Below are 15450 nucleotides of genomic sequence, written 5' to 3' on the forward strand. Positions count from 1 at the left end.
GTACTAGGATTGCCATCATTTAATGAATTGAAAGCCCCTGCTTGTCCTAAAACAACGATGGTCAAAGTGATGATCAATAAACTCATTTTTTTCATTAGAATTCCCCCAGTCAATGATAGGATGTTTCATGCAATCAGCTTCCTTTAAAAAGAGATAGGCTTGATGAATGGCTCCCAGCTCTTCAAAGTGTTTAGCAGCTAATGCACTTAATTCACAGACTCCTTCAGCATCTTTTAATTTTTTAAGAATGCTGATTTCATCGAAACAGGCTTGAGCTTTTTGAGCCATATCTTCAGTGAAATATAGATGGTAAAGCAAATTCATTTTTGCTGTATAGATGGGGCATTTCTCTGATTCATGTTTTTGGTTCACCAATTCGAAGTAATAGAGAGCTTGTGTCCTTTCATCGATAGAAAGCAACTCTTTCATTAACATGTACATGGAGTGATGAAAGTAACACGAAGAGAGATAGTCTTCATCACTAAGAGCCTTTTCTAGGGCATCAATACATTTTTTTGATTCGCCAGCTTCGGCGTACAAAATGCTGATATTATGATAAAGCTGTGATGTTAGAAAATGATCGTTGAGCCTGTCTGCGATGTGTAATGCTTTTTTGTAGTAGTCTTCTGCTCTTATAAAGTCACCAATGTCCATATAATTAGCAGCGGCGATGACAAAGACTGCAGCTAGTCTTCTCTCATATCCTTCATGACTTTTGAAAATATCAATAGCATTCTGAATATAGTGTAGAGAAATCAGGCTTTGACGAAGCAGCATATATAAGTTAGCGATTTTCGTATGAAATTCTGCTACTTCTATTTCATCAGGAATGTGTTGTAGTTTTTTCTCGGCAATTTTAAACAGTCCAATGGCTGATGCATAGTCTCTTTTATATGAAGCGTAAAGGGCTTTGTATAGGTAAAAATAGTATTCAATTAAGTCGTTTGTTTTAGAGGGGCAATCTGGCTCTGGCTGTTCCTTCAGTTTTGTACCTCTTCGTTCATATAACATGAGCTTATACTTGCCTTCTAGCAATGAGTAATAGGTCAAGACCTCCTGATTTTCTTCCATTTTTTGAAGTAATTCTTTTAATTCTGTATACATTGCTTTTGCACTGTGTACATCATGCTTGCGAATTGCAATTCTCCAATCATTTAAACGATTCCCCACCTGTTCAGCAGAAATGATAGCCATGGAAATTTCACCTCTTTAAGATCCTTTCACCTGTTTCATAAAAAACGATATCACAATTTTTGGTAAAATATAATCGTTTCTGCGAAGTGATTGACAAGAGGTAATAAAAAGGACCTAAGGTCATGTGATGTACGATATTGTAAGGGTGATTGCTTGTTAGCACAAATGAATAAAATCTCTTTTTGGAAATCTAAAAAAGGGATATATACAATGGATTTTATGATAATGAACGAAAATATCGCTCGTATATTTGAAATAAAGAAGTTTTAGCTATTTCAGAGGGAAAATGGAAGGTCGATCTAGGAAAGAAAATCATGTATGATGTTGCTAGATCATGAGATAAGAAACTGATAGATGCAGCCAAATGTAAGTATTAAACACAAACTCAGCCCTTTAGAAAGGATGTTGAAATGAAAAAAAGATTTCAAAGTTAAATAGACAAATCACAGTCATTATTGCGACTCTGTTACTTGTTTTAGTGACTGTTTATATGTCAAAGAGATACTTTTATAGCAAAGAAATTGGGCTGCTGACAGAATTTTGTCAACAAGCTGGCGGCAAAATCATCTTAGAAACAAATAGTTTGTCTATGGATTACTCCTTTGAGTGCCAGAAAAAGTAGAACAGGCAGTTTCCTGCCTGTTTGTACTCAAATTAAAAACCTAAATCTTGCAGCCATTGATTTAATCTCATTTCTCGTTTCTCGGCAGTTGAAAGGTCATATCTTCCTAATTGTAAACTGTCTGCAATTTCTCCGTCATTCATAAACATGATTTTTTCAGAACGAAGAGCCACCTTGGGGTCATGTGTGACAAGCAGCAGTGTTGCTCCTTCAGCGTGTACTCTTGAAAAAATATTCATCACTTCCTTCGTTGTACTGGAATTAAGAGCACCTGTTGGTTCATCAGCAAAAAGTATGTCTGGTTCATTCATGAGCGCTCGGCAGATAGCGGCTCTTTGAAATTGTCCTCCCGATACTTCTGTCAAATATCTATTTGCCAAATGATCAATATCAAGTTTTTCCATTAAATATTGAGCTCGTTCATTCAATTCTTGTCTTGGCTTTTTTTTTGCTAAATAAGCTGCAGCAATGATGTTGTCAAATAGATTAAGATTTTTTAATAAGTGGCTGTGCTGAAAGACAAACCCCATCTCTGTTAAGCGCAGGGCACTTAACTGTTTGTCTGTCATTTCTGATAGTGATCGGCCTTTATATTTGATCTCTCCTGTTGAAGCTGTTTCTATGCCGCTAAGCTGATAAAGTAAGGATGTTTTCCCACATCCAGAAGGTCCCATAATGGTTACGAATTCCCCACGCTTTATCGATAAATGAATATTCTTAAGAATGGTTTGTTTTTCTCCTTTTAATGAATCGATATGCAATGACAATCGCTTCGTTTCAATCAAGTGTTCCATGTGAAACATCTCCTTATAAAAGTGTTTGCCTTGTCGTTGGACTGGAAAAAAACGTCTTCAATAACCAGGTGGTCAAAGCTAAATTGACAATAAATAGTGTAACGGGGTACACAACTGACACCCATTGCGGTGACAGCCACTGAAGGCTCGACGCCCCTAATGTTGCTCCACCTATACTCATCAAAGCAGGACCAATGGTATTGACCGCGATTGTTCCAATAAAGGCGCCAAAACACAGAACAACGATAAAACTCGTTATATATTGTGCTGTTATATCTGTTATAGAAAATCCAATTGTTCTTAGCATATGGTTTCGGCTCGAATCTTTCGCCTTTAACATGTGCAGGAACATGAATAGCATTAAGCTGGCTGTTCCAAGGGCAGCTAATGCAGCAAAAAATGCAATGACTTTTACAATAGCTGCTGTGCTGCCGATCGTTTGATGAACGTATTCTTTCATATCTGTCACTTTTGCAGGAGATACCTTTTTTTCAAATATTGTCTTTTTCTCTGCAATATTTACTCCTGGCTTTAGTTGGATTTGAATGGTTTGCCAAAGAGCTGTTTGAGGAAATGGCTGTGATATTGCTTTTGCTGTTTTGCCCCCATTGGTTACGTCCTGATAAATACCTGTCACCGTTCTTTGGATTTCATGCCCATTATTTACGAGAGTGATTCTTTCTCCTATCTTTTTCTGAAGTGAATCTGCATTTAATACGGATAAGGCAATTTCTTCATTCTTTAAAGGCTGACGCCCTTTTAAATAGGTGAGAGGAAATGCTGAGAGCTCACCTGTTTCTAAGTAGAGCGTTTCTAATGTGTTCTCCTTTGATTTCACCTGAAGAGAAGTAGTTTTATAGATGGCTGCTGTTTGTATGCTCTGATCTTGACGAATCATTGATTCTAGTTCGTTTGTATTTTTCGCTAGATGATTTCCTTGGCGTATATCCATTCGAAGGTCACTTTTACCAGAGCCAAGGTATGTGATGAAATCCGGTGATTGTAAGGTATGCCATAGCTGAATAGGCATGAGCATTAAAAATGTACAGAGTGCAATAATACAAGAAATCGTTGTGTACAACTTCTTTCTTGATATCAGATCTTTTAAACCAAGCCAAATATTGATTGGTATGAACCTGCTTTTCTTGAGGTGCATAGGTATTTTTTTCTTATGATTCGGTGAATTAATAACGCCTTGAAGTGCTTGAGCAGCTGATATTTGACCAAACTTTCTTAGGACAGCATAGCTGCAAGAGATGACGATTATTGCCGTCGCAATAGAAACAAAAAGCGGGATTAACCAATGAGCAAAAGAAGGCTGATTCCCCATGTAACGGTGAATATTGGTTGTAAACATATCACCAAATATAAGCGTTAACACATATCCTGCTATACACCCTGCACAAGCAAGCGCGGCATACTTACCAACGTATAATTGCTTGATTCTTGTTAAAGGGATCCCAAGCACCTTCAGTATGCCAATTTCACGTTCATCCTCTTCTATTGAAGCCGTCATAGCAAGATGGAGTGAGAGAAGGGCTATACTGATGAGCAGTAGGCAAACAAGCAGGAGAATGGCAATGACCATTCCATCTGTCAATGCATTCAGCATACGCAGTAAAGGTAGTGTGACAGATGGACCTTGTTGTGGCAGTTGTGATGATTGATAGATTGCTTGAAAGGTATCTGTCTGAGCGGCATCATGTAGTAAAAATTCGATTAAGTACTCTTTGTGATGAAACACTTGATTTATTGCATCCCAATCCTCGTTATGAAGAAGAAATCTTTTTGAACTGACAAGACTGGGGTTCATTTGTGCATCTCGCAAGAACGCTTTGATGCGAAAGGGGAATTGATTAGCTCCTTTCTCAATCAGTAACGTTTCACCTATGTTGAGCTGATACTTTTGTTGAAAATAAATTGGGACAGCCACTTCACCTTTATTGACAGTGAGCTTTTCGTTTTGTTCATTTAGAAGAAAATCAAAGTTGCGATTTTGCTTCACAAATAAATGATCCATCACACCTGCTTTGGCAGGCTCATGTCCGAACCTGATGTTTGCATGTTCAATTGGTATCATTGGGACGATTTGATGGGCTTTTACCATGGATTGCTTGCTCGAAAATGCTTCAATGTCTTTTTCATTTAGGTCGCCGTCATGCATTTGGACAAAGTCTGGCGCTTTGGCAGAATGGAGCAGGTTAGAAATGGAACCATTCAGCTGTACAATCATTTGAGCTGCACTTGCTGCGAGAAATGAAGTCATCATGATGCAAATGGTTAAGCCGATTGAAATGAGACGGTGTCGGGTTAAGTCTTTCTTTATAAACGCTAATCTCATGAGGCTGCTTCTCCTTCATGCTGAAGCATATTTTTTGTTAAGCAGGCTAGTGCAAACATGAAAGTACTGACGATGAGCACCGTCACATACATGGTGGCTGAAAACGTATTGAACAAAAATCCATACATCATTTGGCCAAGCGGAGCAGCACATTGAGAAACCATTGTCAGATTGGCCATCACTTTTCCTAATTGATGATTTGGTGTTTTCTTTTGAACATGTGAAATCACAACGATTGAGATTATAGTTAGCAGCATAGCAATTGGAAGACATCCTGCTAAAAAGAGAAAATAAGCTGGATAAGTACCAAATTGAAGAGCTGTTTTAGATGTTGAGAACGCCACAGGCAGCAAGATGACTGCGATGACAAGAAGCCAGCGATATAAAGTAGGAATGCGCCAATGCTTCGCTACAAGTCCAACTAGCAGAGCCCCTGCGATGACAGCGAACTCAATCAAGCCCATGCCTATTCCATACATGATGTCACTGCTCTTCATTGTGACCCTTAAAATGATTGGCCCCCCAACAATAAAAAATGGTGTAAGGATGAAATTTAACATTGCAGCAAGCAGCATGGCTCTTTTTAAAAATGGCTGGCTGCCAATATAAGAAAATCCTTGTTTCATATCTTTTATGAGCACTTTGCCCGTAGACTCTGTCAGCGGACTAGGGGAGAAGGAAATGTTTAACCTTAAAAGCATGCAAGCTGATAGAAAAAATACGATGGCACTTGCACCGATAATGGATTGGCTTCCAATCATTCCGTATAAAACTCCTCCGATAATAGGTGCGAGAACACCTGAAAGTGCCTGAACGCCATTGACAATGCCGTTTGCTTGTTCTAATTGCTCTTGTTTCACTAGCTGTGGAATGCTGGACATGACAGCGGGAGCATAGAACGTACTCATCACGCCAAGCAGTATCATGACAGCTCCGATCATATAGAGTGAATCATTTCCCGAAAATAACCAAAAATAAAAGGCAAGAATCATCATGCCGGTGAGGACATCAAATAAAATCATTAAGTTCCTTCTGTTAAACCGGTCAGCGATTGCACCAGCTAACGGGGAGAGAAGGAGCGGGATATTGGATAAAGCGAAAAGTAAGGCATATAAATCAACTCGATGCGTCATATCCAATACGTGTAAAGATAGAACAAACCGAATGAGAGAAGATCCGAAAACGGAAATAATCTGTCCGAGAACGAGGTAGATAAAGTGGGATGACCCTCTTTTGGATAACAAAGACATGAATATCACTCTCCTTTTAGACCGACCGTCAGTCTATAATGTATGCAGGATTGGTATTGAAGTGACCAATCACTGATTATTTTCATCCAGCTCTCCAGATAATCGCTTTAGCAGGAATGAAAAGCTCCCCTTTTCTGCATGCAATGAGGACTCGAGTATATCAATAAAAGCTAAAGCGCGTTGTATACTTTCTTCGGCTGTCCATTGAAAAAGGCCTTCATCAAATATGACCTGTGCAGAAGCAAGAAGAAATTCAACCGTCTCTTGCGGATACTTCGTTTTGAATGTCCCTTCCTCTACACCTTGCTGAATGACATCTGCCAACACTGGTGATAGTTCTTTAATGGCTTTGATTAAGCTTTTTTGATGCATTTCTGCATTAGAAGGCTGATGGAACTGATCGATCATGCCCTGTTTATGACTTCCTTGCTGAGGTGATTGCGCCATGATGATACGAAATAGTTTGTCAACGACTGGAAGGTCTGGCTCATCTGCAATACGCTTTGCTACGATGATATCTTCTTTGATGATCCTGTCAATAATGGCATCCATTACTTCTTCTTTGGATGCAAAGTAGTAATAAAAGGTTCCTTTTGCGATGCCAACGGCTTTTAATATGTCAATAATCGTTGTCTTCTGATAGCCTTTGGTTGAAAAAAGCGCTTCGGCTGCGTTTAATATGTCATTTTTACGTTCCTCAGGATGTTTAACGGTTCTCATAAAGCCATCCTTTCTTTTAACTAGACTGTCGGTCGGTCCTTTGATTTGATTAAACACTTTTCAGGGTGTCTTTGTCAATGGCTGGTTTTTAAACACTTTGCATTTATTGTTCAAAGACACTATGATACATTGAATGAAAAAAACCTTCAGGGGAGATGACAAATGCAATTTTTGACCAGTGAATTGGCTCAAGAAATGGTTGAACGTACGATGCATATTTTACATAAAAACATCAATGTGATGAATGCAGATGGTGTCATTATTGGTTCTGGTGAACGAAACAGGATTGGCCAGAAACATGATGGTGCACGGCTTGTACTGACAAGCGGGAACAGTGTGGAAATTGACCAGGAGACCTCTTTGCGCTTAGAAGGGGTGAAACCTGGGATTAACTTGCCTATCTGCTTCCATGAACAAGTAGTTGGTGTGATTGGAATTACTGGTGAACCAGAGGAGATTCGGCATCATGCCGAGCTGGTGAAGATGGCAGCTGAACTGGTGTTAGAGCAATCTTTTCTGCTTGAGCGGGTTCAATGGCGTCATCGAATAGAGAGTGAAATTGTCAATCAGTTGATTTCATATTCTGATGTTGGGGATCATCAGCTGAAAAATCGAGCTGCTTGGCTGGGGATGGATTTAGACAAGCGCCGAATGGCTATTGTTTTTCAGCCAGTTCCATCCTCAGAGGATGCTGTTCATAAATTGATGCATGCGATTCAATATGATAAGAATGCGGATGATTTACTTGGCATGACCTTTTGTCATGAATTGATTCTTTTAAGTCAGCCCATACCTGAACATCGAGTAAAGCAGGCGGCAGGTCATCTGCAAAAAACAATGCAAAGAGCAGTAGGAAGCCAAGTGTTAGTGGGGATAGGGACTGTCGCTGAAGACATCAGCCAGCTGCCAATTTCTTTTCAGCATGCGAGAGAAGCCCTGAGGTTAGGGAAGGCTCTTGATCCGGAAGAAAGTATGTATTTCTTTGAATCGTATCAGCTGGAAAGCTTATTCATGAAGGTGGGAATTGCTGAAAAGAACAGTCGATGGACTGACTTTTACAAGCCTTTGACACATGAAGCAGAGCTCGCCCATACATTAAGGGTTTACATTGAAGAGGGCGGTGATTTGCAAAGAATTGTTGATCGTTTATTTATTCATCGGAATACATTGCGTTATCGTTTAGACAAAATTCAAGGATTGACCGGAAAAGACCCTCGTCATGTAAAACAGTTAATCGAGCTTTATATGGCGCAGCTAATGACTCAACTATCTTGATTGTGCAAATGCACAATTCGGAAGAGTGGTCAGTTAAAAAAGTTCATCCAGATTCACAACACAATCCCTTAGGGTAAACGCTTACAATTGGAGAAAGATATTTTTAGGGGGATTGAGAATGGGTGGAGATGTGACGGTAAGTACTCTGGGAGCCATGGCGGCGCTTGTGATCGCGATTGTTCTCATTCTAAAAAAAGTATCACCTGCTTATGGCATGCTGGCTGGTGCATTCATAGGCGGATTGGTTGGCGGGGTAGACATTGTTCAGACCGTCAACGTTATGATGGAAGGAGCTAAGGACATGATTCCGGCTGTCCTTAGAATTATGGCCGCAGGTGTACTGGCTGGTGTTCTCATTGAATCAGGTGCAGCGTTATCTATCGCTGAGGCCATCGTGAGAAGGCTTGGTGAGGCGAGGGCACTATTAGCACTCGCTCTTGCAACGATGATTTTAACAACAGTGGGCGTTTTTGTAGATGTTGCGGTTATCACGGTAGCGCCCATCGCACTTGCCATTGCCAAACGCGCAAAGCTCTCAAAAACGGGAATACTCCTTGCTATGATTGGAGGCGGGAAGGCAGGAAATATCATGTCACCGAATCCGAATGCCATTGCCGCTTCAGACGCTTTTGGTGTACCTCTGACTTCAATGATGGCAGCAGGTGTCATTCCAGCTGTGTTCGGGTTGGCTGTTACATATGTATTAGCTAAAAAGCTTGCAAACAAAGGGACACCCGTTCTTGAAGAGGAAACTGGGCAATGTAAAGTTCAAATACCTTCTTTTTTTCAAGCACTGGCTGGTCCGCTGGTGACCATTTTATTGTTGGCTTTAAGGCCGCTTTTTCAAATCAATATAGACCCAATGATCGCTTTGCCGATTGGAGGAATTGTAGGCGCTCTTTTCATGAAAAAAGGGAAATTTCTCAATGATTATGCGATGTCGGGGCTTCATAAAATGTCAGGTGTCGCAATCATGTTATTAGGGACAGGTACATTAGCAGGAATCGTATCAAATTCTTCCTTAAAAGATGTGTTTATTCAGATACTTGATGCATCGGGTTTACCTCCATATTTACTTGCGCCAGCTTCAGGGATATTTATGTCAGCCGCGACCGCTTCGACAACAGCAGGAACAGCGGTAGCGAGTGGTGTGTTTAGCGGAACACTGATTGGGCTTGGTGTATCTGCTCTTTCAGGGGCAGCCATGATTCATGCTGGCGCAACAGTGCTTGACCATATGCCGCACGGGAGCTTTTTCCATGCAACAGCTGGAAGTGTTCAAATGGATATTAAAGAGCGTTTGAAGCTCATGCCTTTTGAATCGTTAATCGGTTTGACGTTAACCGTTGTATCAACCATTATTTTTGGCGTTTTCCAGCTGTTTGGCTGAGGACATGACAAGAAAAGAGGGGCTTTAGGATGAAAATTGTGATCGCACCAGATTCATTTAAAGAAAGTTTATCTGCTTATGAGACAGCATGTGCCATTGAACGAGGATTTCGTTCTGTTTGGCCAAACGCAGAGTATATCAAACTGCCGATGGCAGATGGAGGAGAGGGGACCGTTCAATCGTTGGTTGATGCGACGGGCGGGCACATTGTCAATCAAGTGGTCACGGGCCCGCTTGGTGAGCCAGTGAATGCCTTTTTTGGCATGTTAGGAGACGGTCAGACTGCTGTCATAGAGATGGCTGCAGCCTCTGGTTTACATCTTGTACCCCGAGAAAAACGTAATCCATTATGGACGACATCAAGAGGAACTGGTGAATTAATACTTGCAGCGCTGGATAAAGGAGCGAAGCACGTGATCATTGGGCTTGGCGGAAGTGCAACAAATGATGGCGGCGTTGGAATGATGCAAGAATTAGGTGCAGATTTCCTTGATAAAACAGGACATTCCCTGACGTCAGGCGGCGGGGCACTTCATCAATTAGCTTCAATTGATTTATCTGGACTCGATCCAAGACTGCAATCCGTCCGTCTGGAGGCGGCTTGTGATGTGGATAATCCTTTAACGGGTGAGAGAGGAGCGTCTGCTGTTTTCGGTCCTCAAAAGGGAGCAGATGAAGAAATGGTTCAAGTGTTAGACAAGAATCTGGCTCATTTTGCACAAGTAGCTGAAAAGCAGTTCAATGTCTGCTTTGGAGATGCAGCAGGGGCAGGAGCGGCAGGAGGGCTTGGTGCGAGTTTATTAGGCTTTTTAAAAGCTGATTTGCAAAGAGGAATCGATATTGTGCTGAAGGCTGTTCATTTTGATGACGTCATCAAGGAGGCAGACCTTGTCATTACGGGAGAAGGCCGAATTGACCGGCAGAGCATTTATGGAAAAACCCCAATCGGCGTAGCCAAAGCAGCAAAGCAGTATAATCTGCCTGTGATTGGTATTGCAGGCTCTCTTGCAAACGACAGTGGAGTCGTACACGATCATGGAATTGATGCACTGTTTAGCATTGTTCCAGGTATTACCTCTCTTTCTGAGGCGATACAAGATGCGGATATTCATGTAGAAAGAACAGCTCGGAATATCGCGGCTGTGTTAGAAATTGGAATAAAAAAGTAAATGATGAAAAATGTTTCCTTTTCTATCACAATCCTTTCTATCGAAATGTGGTAAAATTGTTATAAATGATGTAGAAAGTTGGAGGAAACAAAAATGTCTAATCTACCAAATTGTCCTTCGTGCAGCTCACCTTATACTTACGAGGACGGCAGTCTGCTGGTTTGTCCTGAGTGTGCGCATGAATGGTCACTTGAACAAGAACAAGCGGCAGAGGAACAGCTTGTGGTCAAAGATGCGAATGGGAATCTGTTAAGTGATGGGGACACGGTCTCTGTCATTAAAGACCTAAAAGTAAAAGGTTCTTCATCCGTTTTGAAAATAGGAACGAAGGTCAAAGGCATTCGTTTAGTTGAAGGCGACCATAACATTGATTGTAAAATTCCTAGCTTCGGCGCAATGAAATTAAAATCAGAGTTTGTGAAAAAGATATAATGTATGAAAAGAGGCTGTAAGAGGGTCTCTTTTCTTTATTTATAGGTGAAAGGAATAATCTCAAACAAAATTCCATACATATATACCTGTTGAAAAAGGTTCATTTTTTAAAAAATCAAGCCTCTTTTCACATAAAAATCCGCAGTTTTCTTAACTCTACCTTAAAAAAGGCAGATGATTCGCTAAATTTTGGCTAATCCCCTTCACAACTTTTGGGCATTGCTGTACCATATGGAAGTGTTCTTCTATTTTTGACGGATCATGGTGTTTATCAGGAAATAGAATGATAGATGATACTTAGACAAAGAAGGAGAGGTAACGTGACGAACGTTTTAGAACTGCATAATGTATCTAGACATATTAGCGGGAAAAAGATTGTTCAAGACTTGAGCTTTTCTGTCCAAGCGGGCGAAGTCTTTGGCTTCTTAGGACCAAATGGTGCAGGGAAAACAACAACCATTCGTATGATGGTCGGTCTTTCTCCCATTACATCTGGTGACATTCTGATTAATGGTCATAGTATTCAAACATCCTATCAGCATGCCATCCAACATGTCGGTGCGATTATTGAAAATCCAGAAATGTATAATCATTTAACGGCAAGACAAAATCTTGTTCACTTTGCCCGAATGAATGGGAAAGTGGATGAAGCGCGAATTGATGAGCTGTTAGAGCTAGTCAGCTTACAGCATGTGAAACATAAGCGTGTGCGTACATTTTCATTAGGAATGAAACAGCGATTGGGCATTGCGCAGGCACTCATACATAGACCGAAACTGCTAATCTTAGATGAGCCGACCAATGGACTTGATCCTGAGGGGATTCGAATGATACGAGATTACTTGAGAAGGCTTGCGAAGGAAGAAGGGCTGGCTGTGATTGTTTCAAGTCACCTCATGTCAGAGATGGAATTGATGTGTGATCGCTTTGCAATTATCCAAACCGGAAAGCTGATTGCGATTGAGGATCAGCGTGCTGAGACGAAGCAGGATGATTTGGTTAATTATCGAATGAAGGTAGCAGCCGGGGAGCTTGAAGGAGCACAGAAGCTCATTGATGCATTTGAGGAAGGCGTCACTGTAAGAGAAGAGGAGCAGTACTTATTTTTCTCTATGCCAGAACAAAAAATGCCAGAATTAATCCGTCATTTGAGCAGCGCGTCTATTCATTTGTACGAGATCAAAATTGAAAAACAAACCTTAGAAGATAAGTTCTTAAGCTTAACAGGTAAAAAGGAGGCAGACGTATGATTCGCCTCATTCAAAACGAGTGGATGAAAATCAGTTATCGTGTTGGAACTTGGATTATGGTTGGGCTTCTTGTGTTAGGTATGGTTGCCACGCTGATCTTTGTAGTGAAAACAAATGACAAAGATCATGCTTCAGGTGATTGGAAAACCCAGCTAGAAATGATGAATAAGGAAAACAAGAAGGAGCTCAAAGAGACAGAGAATGGTTTCTTTAAAAGAGAGCTTGAAAAAGAGATCGCTATTAATGATTATCGAATCAAGCATAACTTGCCGCCGGCTGATCAGTTTAGCCACAGTGTATGGGATTATGTGAAAACAAACGCCAATTTACTTCAACTAGTCGGTGTGTTTGTGATCATTATTGCTTCCACCATTGTGTCGGCTGAATACAAGCATGGTACAATTAAATTATTATTGATTCGTCCACCATCAAGGCTAAAGATCCTAATATCTAAATATATTACGGTGCAGCTGTATGCTCTTTTACTTGTTGTGGTGCTATTTATTTTGTCATTCATATTGGGTGCTATTTTCTTTGGACTTAACACTGATTATGTGAATTTGGTGTATCAAAATGGTGAAGTGATTGAACGTTCGCAGTTTGCAAATATGGTCTATTATTATCTTGCTCATTGTGCAATGTTTGTCGTTTTGGGAACCCTTTCGTTCGCCATTTCTACAGTGTTTAGAAGTGAAGCTATCTCCATTGCCATTAGTGTGTTAGCGTATATTGTGGGTGGATCAGTCACAGGTATTTTAATGCTCTTCTTTGATTGGTCAAAATATCTGTTATTTGCAAACGATCCATCCCAATACTTTATGGAACAGGTTACTCTTATCGAAGGTATGTCTCTAGGATTCTCACTAACCGTCCTAGTCATCTATTGGGCTATTTTCTTAGCTATTGCCTTAATCGTCTTCCAAAAACGAGAAGTAAAAACAGGTTAATTTAATTTTTTAGGAGGTTTACACATGATTAAACGTAAAGGTGAAAAAATTATGGGGATTATTAGTATTGTCCTCAATGCCATTGGTGTCGGGTTTGGGGCATTAATCCTTTCTGTGGGTCCATCATTTTATGATGAAATCAATGAAGTGTTAAAAGAGGAAGGGGAAACATTGCCGATTGAAACGCTTCAGGCTTCGGTTCATGCGTTTGGTACTCAGTTCATGGTCGTTTCCGCCATTGCGGCTGTGCTTTCGATTGTAGGTGTGATTTTCTTGAAAACCGACCGTCGTGCCGTGCTTTCAGGTATTCTTTTCTTGGTTTCTGCTGTGACTCTTTTAATTGGAACAGTTGGCCTTGCATTCGCTCCAATGGTTCTATTGTTTATCATTGGATTAATGTCTCTTATTAGAAAGCCGAATGCAGACATTCACACAAGTGAATATCCTTCATAATGAAAAAAGACATGCGTCGCTGTGCGCATGTCTTTTTTATTTAAATAATGCCTATCAGTTTGGCAGCGATCAATAAAACAATACTGAATCCCCACATCCAGAAGAAAGAGTAGCGAATATGTTTCCCCATATCGACTCCTGCAAGACCGATCGCAAGCCATACGGCTGGAGCGAGAGGACTGACAAAGGTTCCTATGATGTTTCCGATCATCATGGCATACGCCGCAGAAGTGCCCGTCACGCCGACCTCAGATGTGATTGATTCGACAATTGGCAGAAGTGCATAATAATAAGCGTCTGTACTTGTCAGCATATCCAGTGGTACCCCAAACAGCCCGACAATGATATGTAAAAATGGAAGCAGGAAAGCAGGTAGAATCTGAATGCTGTCCACAGCAATAGCTTTTAGCATTCCCGTTCCTTCGAGAATTCCTAGAAATGAACCTGCGGAGAAAATAACAGCGGCCATCATGAGTGCACTAGGTGCATGCGCCTTGATTCTCTCCATTTGTACATCCACTTTCGGATAGTTAATTAATAGTGCAAGAGAAAGACCAATCATAAACATATAACTAGCCGGAATCACGTTGAGCACAAGAAGGACAACTACGGCTATAAACAGAATGAAATTCACCCAAATCAAGTGATAACGTTTTAAAGCGGCATCACCTGTCTCGCTAATGGATTGAATAGCCCGGTCCCAATCTGCGCCTTCTAATTGAACAGCAGCGATTTCATTTGCGGCGATTTTCACCCGAATGCGTTTTTCTTCCCTTTTTCCTAAAATAAATGCCATTCCTAATACGAGAACGACCCCAATGAGCTGAATGGGAATGAGCGGCACCCATAGTTCAGATGGGTCCATATTCAACACACTTGCTGCCCGCCCTGTGGGGCCTGCCCACGGCACCATATTCGTTAAGCCAGCACTTGTCCCGATCAATAACAGCAATAAGTACGGACTCATATGTAATTTTTTATAAAGTGGAAGCAGTGCAGGTACAGTTAATAAAAATGTAGTCGCTCCTGCTCCGTCTAAATGAGCGATGACTCCTATTAGAGCTGTCCCCATCGCAACTGTGACCACATTTCCCTTTGTCAGTTTAATCAGCGTTTTTATTACAGGTTCAAAGAACCCTGTATCTTGCAAAATACCAAAAAATAAAATGGCGAAGATAAACATGGTCGCCACCGGCAATACTTTGATAATCCCTTCCTCAAAGAAGGTTTGAATGTCATTGATCCCAAATCCCGCAATGAGCGCCCCTATTAAAGGCACCATGACCATGGCGACAATTGGACTTGCTTTCCCCCAAATCAGCAGCACAACAATCGTTAAAATAATCATCAATCCAACAAACGTTAACATAAGCCCCTCCCCCTACAAATAAAACGTTTACATTTGTCTATACTTTTCATCCAATGCATTCCCACAGGTGCATTGAAAAAAAAGGGTATCAAATTTATGAGTATTAAGCAACCGCTTTCATACCTATACAATGGTAAAAAAGGATGGAGGGACCAGTCGTGGCGCGGCATCAAATATTGTAAAAAAATTTAGATAAAAATAACGATTAAAGTTCACAATAATTAATATGGGTATTTAGACTTAT

13 protein-coding genes are annotated in these 15450 nt (G+C 40.8%); 7 read left to right on the forward strand and 6 right to left on the reverse strand.

Going from position 1 to position 15450, the window contains the following annotated elements; genetic code table 11:
- Positions 1–15: 15 nt before the first annotated feature.
- The 5 genes from JJ692_RS02760 to JJ692_RS02780 form a co-directional block, all read right to left on the reverse strand.
- Positions 16–1194, reverse strand: a complete 1179-nt coding sequence (locus JJ692_RS02760; RefSeq protein WP_206534189.1) for a Rap family tetratricopeptide repeat protein — start codon at positions 1192–1194, stop codon at positions 16–18.
- A gap of 654 nt (positions 1195–1848) precedes the next feature.
- Positions 1849–2610 (reverse strand): ABC transporter ATP-binding protein, encoded by a 762-nt coding sequence (locus JJ692_RS02765; protein ID WP_206534190.1) that lies wholly within the window; start codon positions 2608–2610, stop codon positions 1849–1851.
- Between the two features lie 13 nt (positions 2611–2623).
- Complete coding sequence (locus JJ692_RS02770) at positions 2624–4951, reverse strand: FtsX-like permease family protein (protein ID WP_206534191.1); 2328 nt, start codon at positions 4949–4951, stop codon at positions 2624–2626.
- A complete protein-coding gene (locus JJ692_RS02775) occupies positions 4948–6201 on the reverse strand; it encodes an MFS transporter (protein ID WP_206534192.1) in 1254 nt (417 codons plus the stop codon). Before JJ692_RS02775 ends, JJ692_RS02770 begins: the two co-directional genes overlap by 4 nt.
- A 69-nt stretch (positions 6202–6270) precedes the next feature.
- The gene (locus JJ692_RS02780; RefSeq protein WP_206534193.1) at positions 6271–6921 is read right to left on the reverse strand and encodes a TetR/AcrR family transcriptional regulator; all 651 of its coding nucleotides are present in this window, start codon (positions 6919–6921) and stop codon (positions 6271–6273) included.
- Between the two features lie 162 nt (positions 6922–7083).
- Between JJ692_RS02780 and JJ692_RS02785 the strand changes: the two genes are divergently transcribed.
- The 7 genes from JJ692_RS02785 (at position 7084) to JJ692_RS02815 (ending at position 13837) form a co-directional block, all read left to right on the forward strand.
- Positions 7084–8196 carry a CdaR family transcriptional regulator gene (locus JJ692_RS02785; protein ID WP_206534194.1) on the forward strand — a complete coding sequence of 371 codons (1113 nt, stop codon included), beginning with the start codon at positions 7084–7086 and terminating at the stop codon, positions 8194–8196.
- A 118-nt stretch (positions 8197–8314) separates the two neighbouring features.
- The gene (locus JJ692_RS02790) at positions 8315–9586 is read left to right on the forward strand and encodes a GntP family permease (protein WP_172881577.1); all 1272 of its coding nucleotides are present in this window, start codon (positions 8315–8317) and stop codon (positions 9584–9586) included.
- Positions 9587–9615: 29 nt separating this feature from the next.
- On the forward strand, positions 9616–10755 hold the full coding sequence (locus tag JJ692_RS02795) for a glycerate kinase (protein WP_206534195.1): 1140 nt from the start codon (positions 9616–9618) through the stop codon (positions 10753–10755).
- A gap of 93 nt (positions 10756–10848) precedes the next feature.
- On the forward strand, positions 10849–11187 hold the full coding sequence (locus JJ692_RS02800; protein WP_024423969.1) for a zinc ribbon domain-containing protein YjdM: 339 nt from the start codon (positions 10849–10851) through the stop codon (positions 11185–11187).
- Between the two features lie 320 nt (positions 11188–11507).
- The gene (locus JJ692_RS02805) at positions 11508–12437 is read left to right on the forward strand and encodes an ABC transporter ATP-binding protein (RefSeq protein WP_024423968.1); all 930 of its coding nucleotides are present in this window, start codon (positions 11508–11510) and stop codon (positions 12435–12437) included.
- Entirely contained in the window at positions 12434–13384 is a 951-nt protein-coding gene (locus JJ692_RS02810; protein WP_024423967.1) for an ABC transporter permease, read from the forward strand. The genes JJ692_RS02805 and JJ692_RS02810 overlap by 4 nt, the downstream gene beginning before the upstream one ends.
- Positions 13385–13408: 24 nt before the next feature.
- Positions 13409–13837: a DUF4064 domain-containing protein gene (locus JJ692_RS02815; RefSeq protein WP_024423966.1), complete on the forward strand. Its 429-nt coding sequence runs from the start codon at positions 13409–13411 to the stop codon at positions 13835–13837.
- A 40-nt stretch (positions 13838–13877) separates the two neighbouring features.
- On the opposite strand, the gene JJ692_RS02820 is transcribed toward JJ692_RS02815, so the two are convergent.
- Positions 13878–15206, reverse strand: a complete 1329-nt coding sequence (locus tag JJ692_RS02820; protein ID WP_206534196.1) for a CitMHS family transporter — start codon at positions 15204–15206, stop codon at positions 13878–13880.
- Positions 15207–15450 lie beyond the last annotated feature (244 nt).

The organism is Bacillus sp. 3a (assembly GCF_017161885.1).
Classification (GTDB): Bacteria; Bacillota; Bacilli; order Bacillales; family Bacillaceae; genus Bacillus; species Bacillus safensis.

Coding starts and splice junctions, on each gene's coding strand:
- JJ692_RS02820 (WP_206534196.1), bottom strand. CDS start 15,206: ATGTTAACGTTTGTTGGATTGATGATTATTTTAACGATTGTTGTGCTG.
- JJ692_RS02790 (WP_172881577.1), top strand. CDS start 8,315: ATGGGTGGAGATGTGACGGTAAGTACTCTGGGAGCCATGGCGGCGCTT.
- JJ692_RS02775 (WP_206534192.1), bottom strand. CDS start 6,201: ATGTCTTTGTTATCCAAAAGAGGGTCATCCCACTTTATCTACCTCGTT.
- JJ692_RS02785 (WP_206534194.1), top strand. CDS start 7,084: ATGCAATTTTTGACCAGTGAATTGGCTCAAGAAATGGTTGAACGTACG.
- JJ692_RS02780 (WP_206534193.1), bottom strand. CDS start 6,921: ATGAGAACCGTTAAACATCCTGAGGAACGTAAAAATGACATATTAAAC.
- JJ692_RS02800 (WP_024423969.1), top strand. CDS start 10,849: ATGTCTAATCTACCAAATTGTCCTTCGTGCAGCTCACCTTATACTTAC.
- JJ692_RS02760 (WP_206534189.1), bottom strand. CDS start 1,194: ATGGCTATCATTTCTGCTGAACAGGTGGGGAATCGTTTAAATGATTGG.
- JJ692_RS02770 (WP_206534191.1), bottom strand. CDS start 4,951: ATGAGATTAGCGTTTATAAAGAAAGACTTAACCCGACACCGTCTCATT.
- JJ692_RS02810 (WP_024423967.1), top strand. CDS start 12,434: ATGATTCGCCTCATTCAAAACGAGTGGATGAAAATCAGTTATCGTGTT.
- JJ692_RS02765 (WP_206534190.1), bottom strand. CDS start 2,610: ATGGAACACTTGATTGAAACGAAGCGATTGTCATTGCATATCGATTCA.
- JJ692_RS02815 (WP_024423966.1), top strand. CDS start 13,409: ATGATTAAACGTAAAGGTGAAAAAATTATGGGGATTATTAGTATTGTC.
- JJ692_RS02795 (WP_206534195.1), top strand. CDS start 9,616: ATGAAAATTGTGATCGCACCAGATTCATTTAAAGAAAGTTTATCTGCT.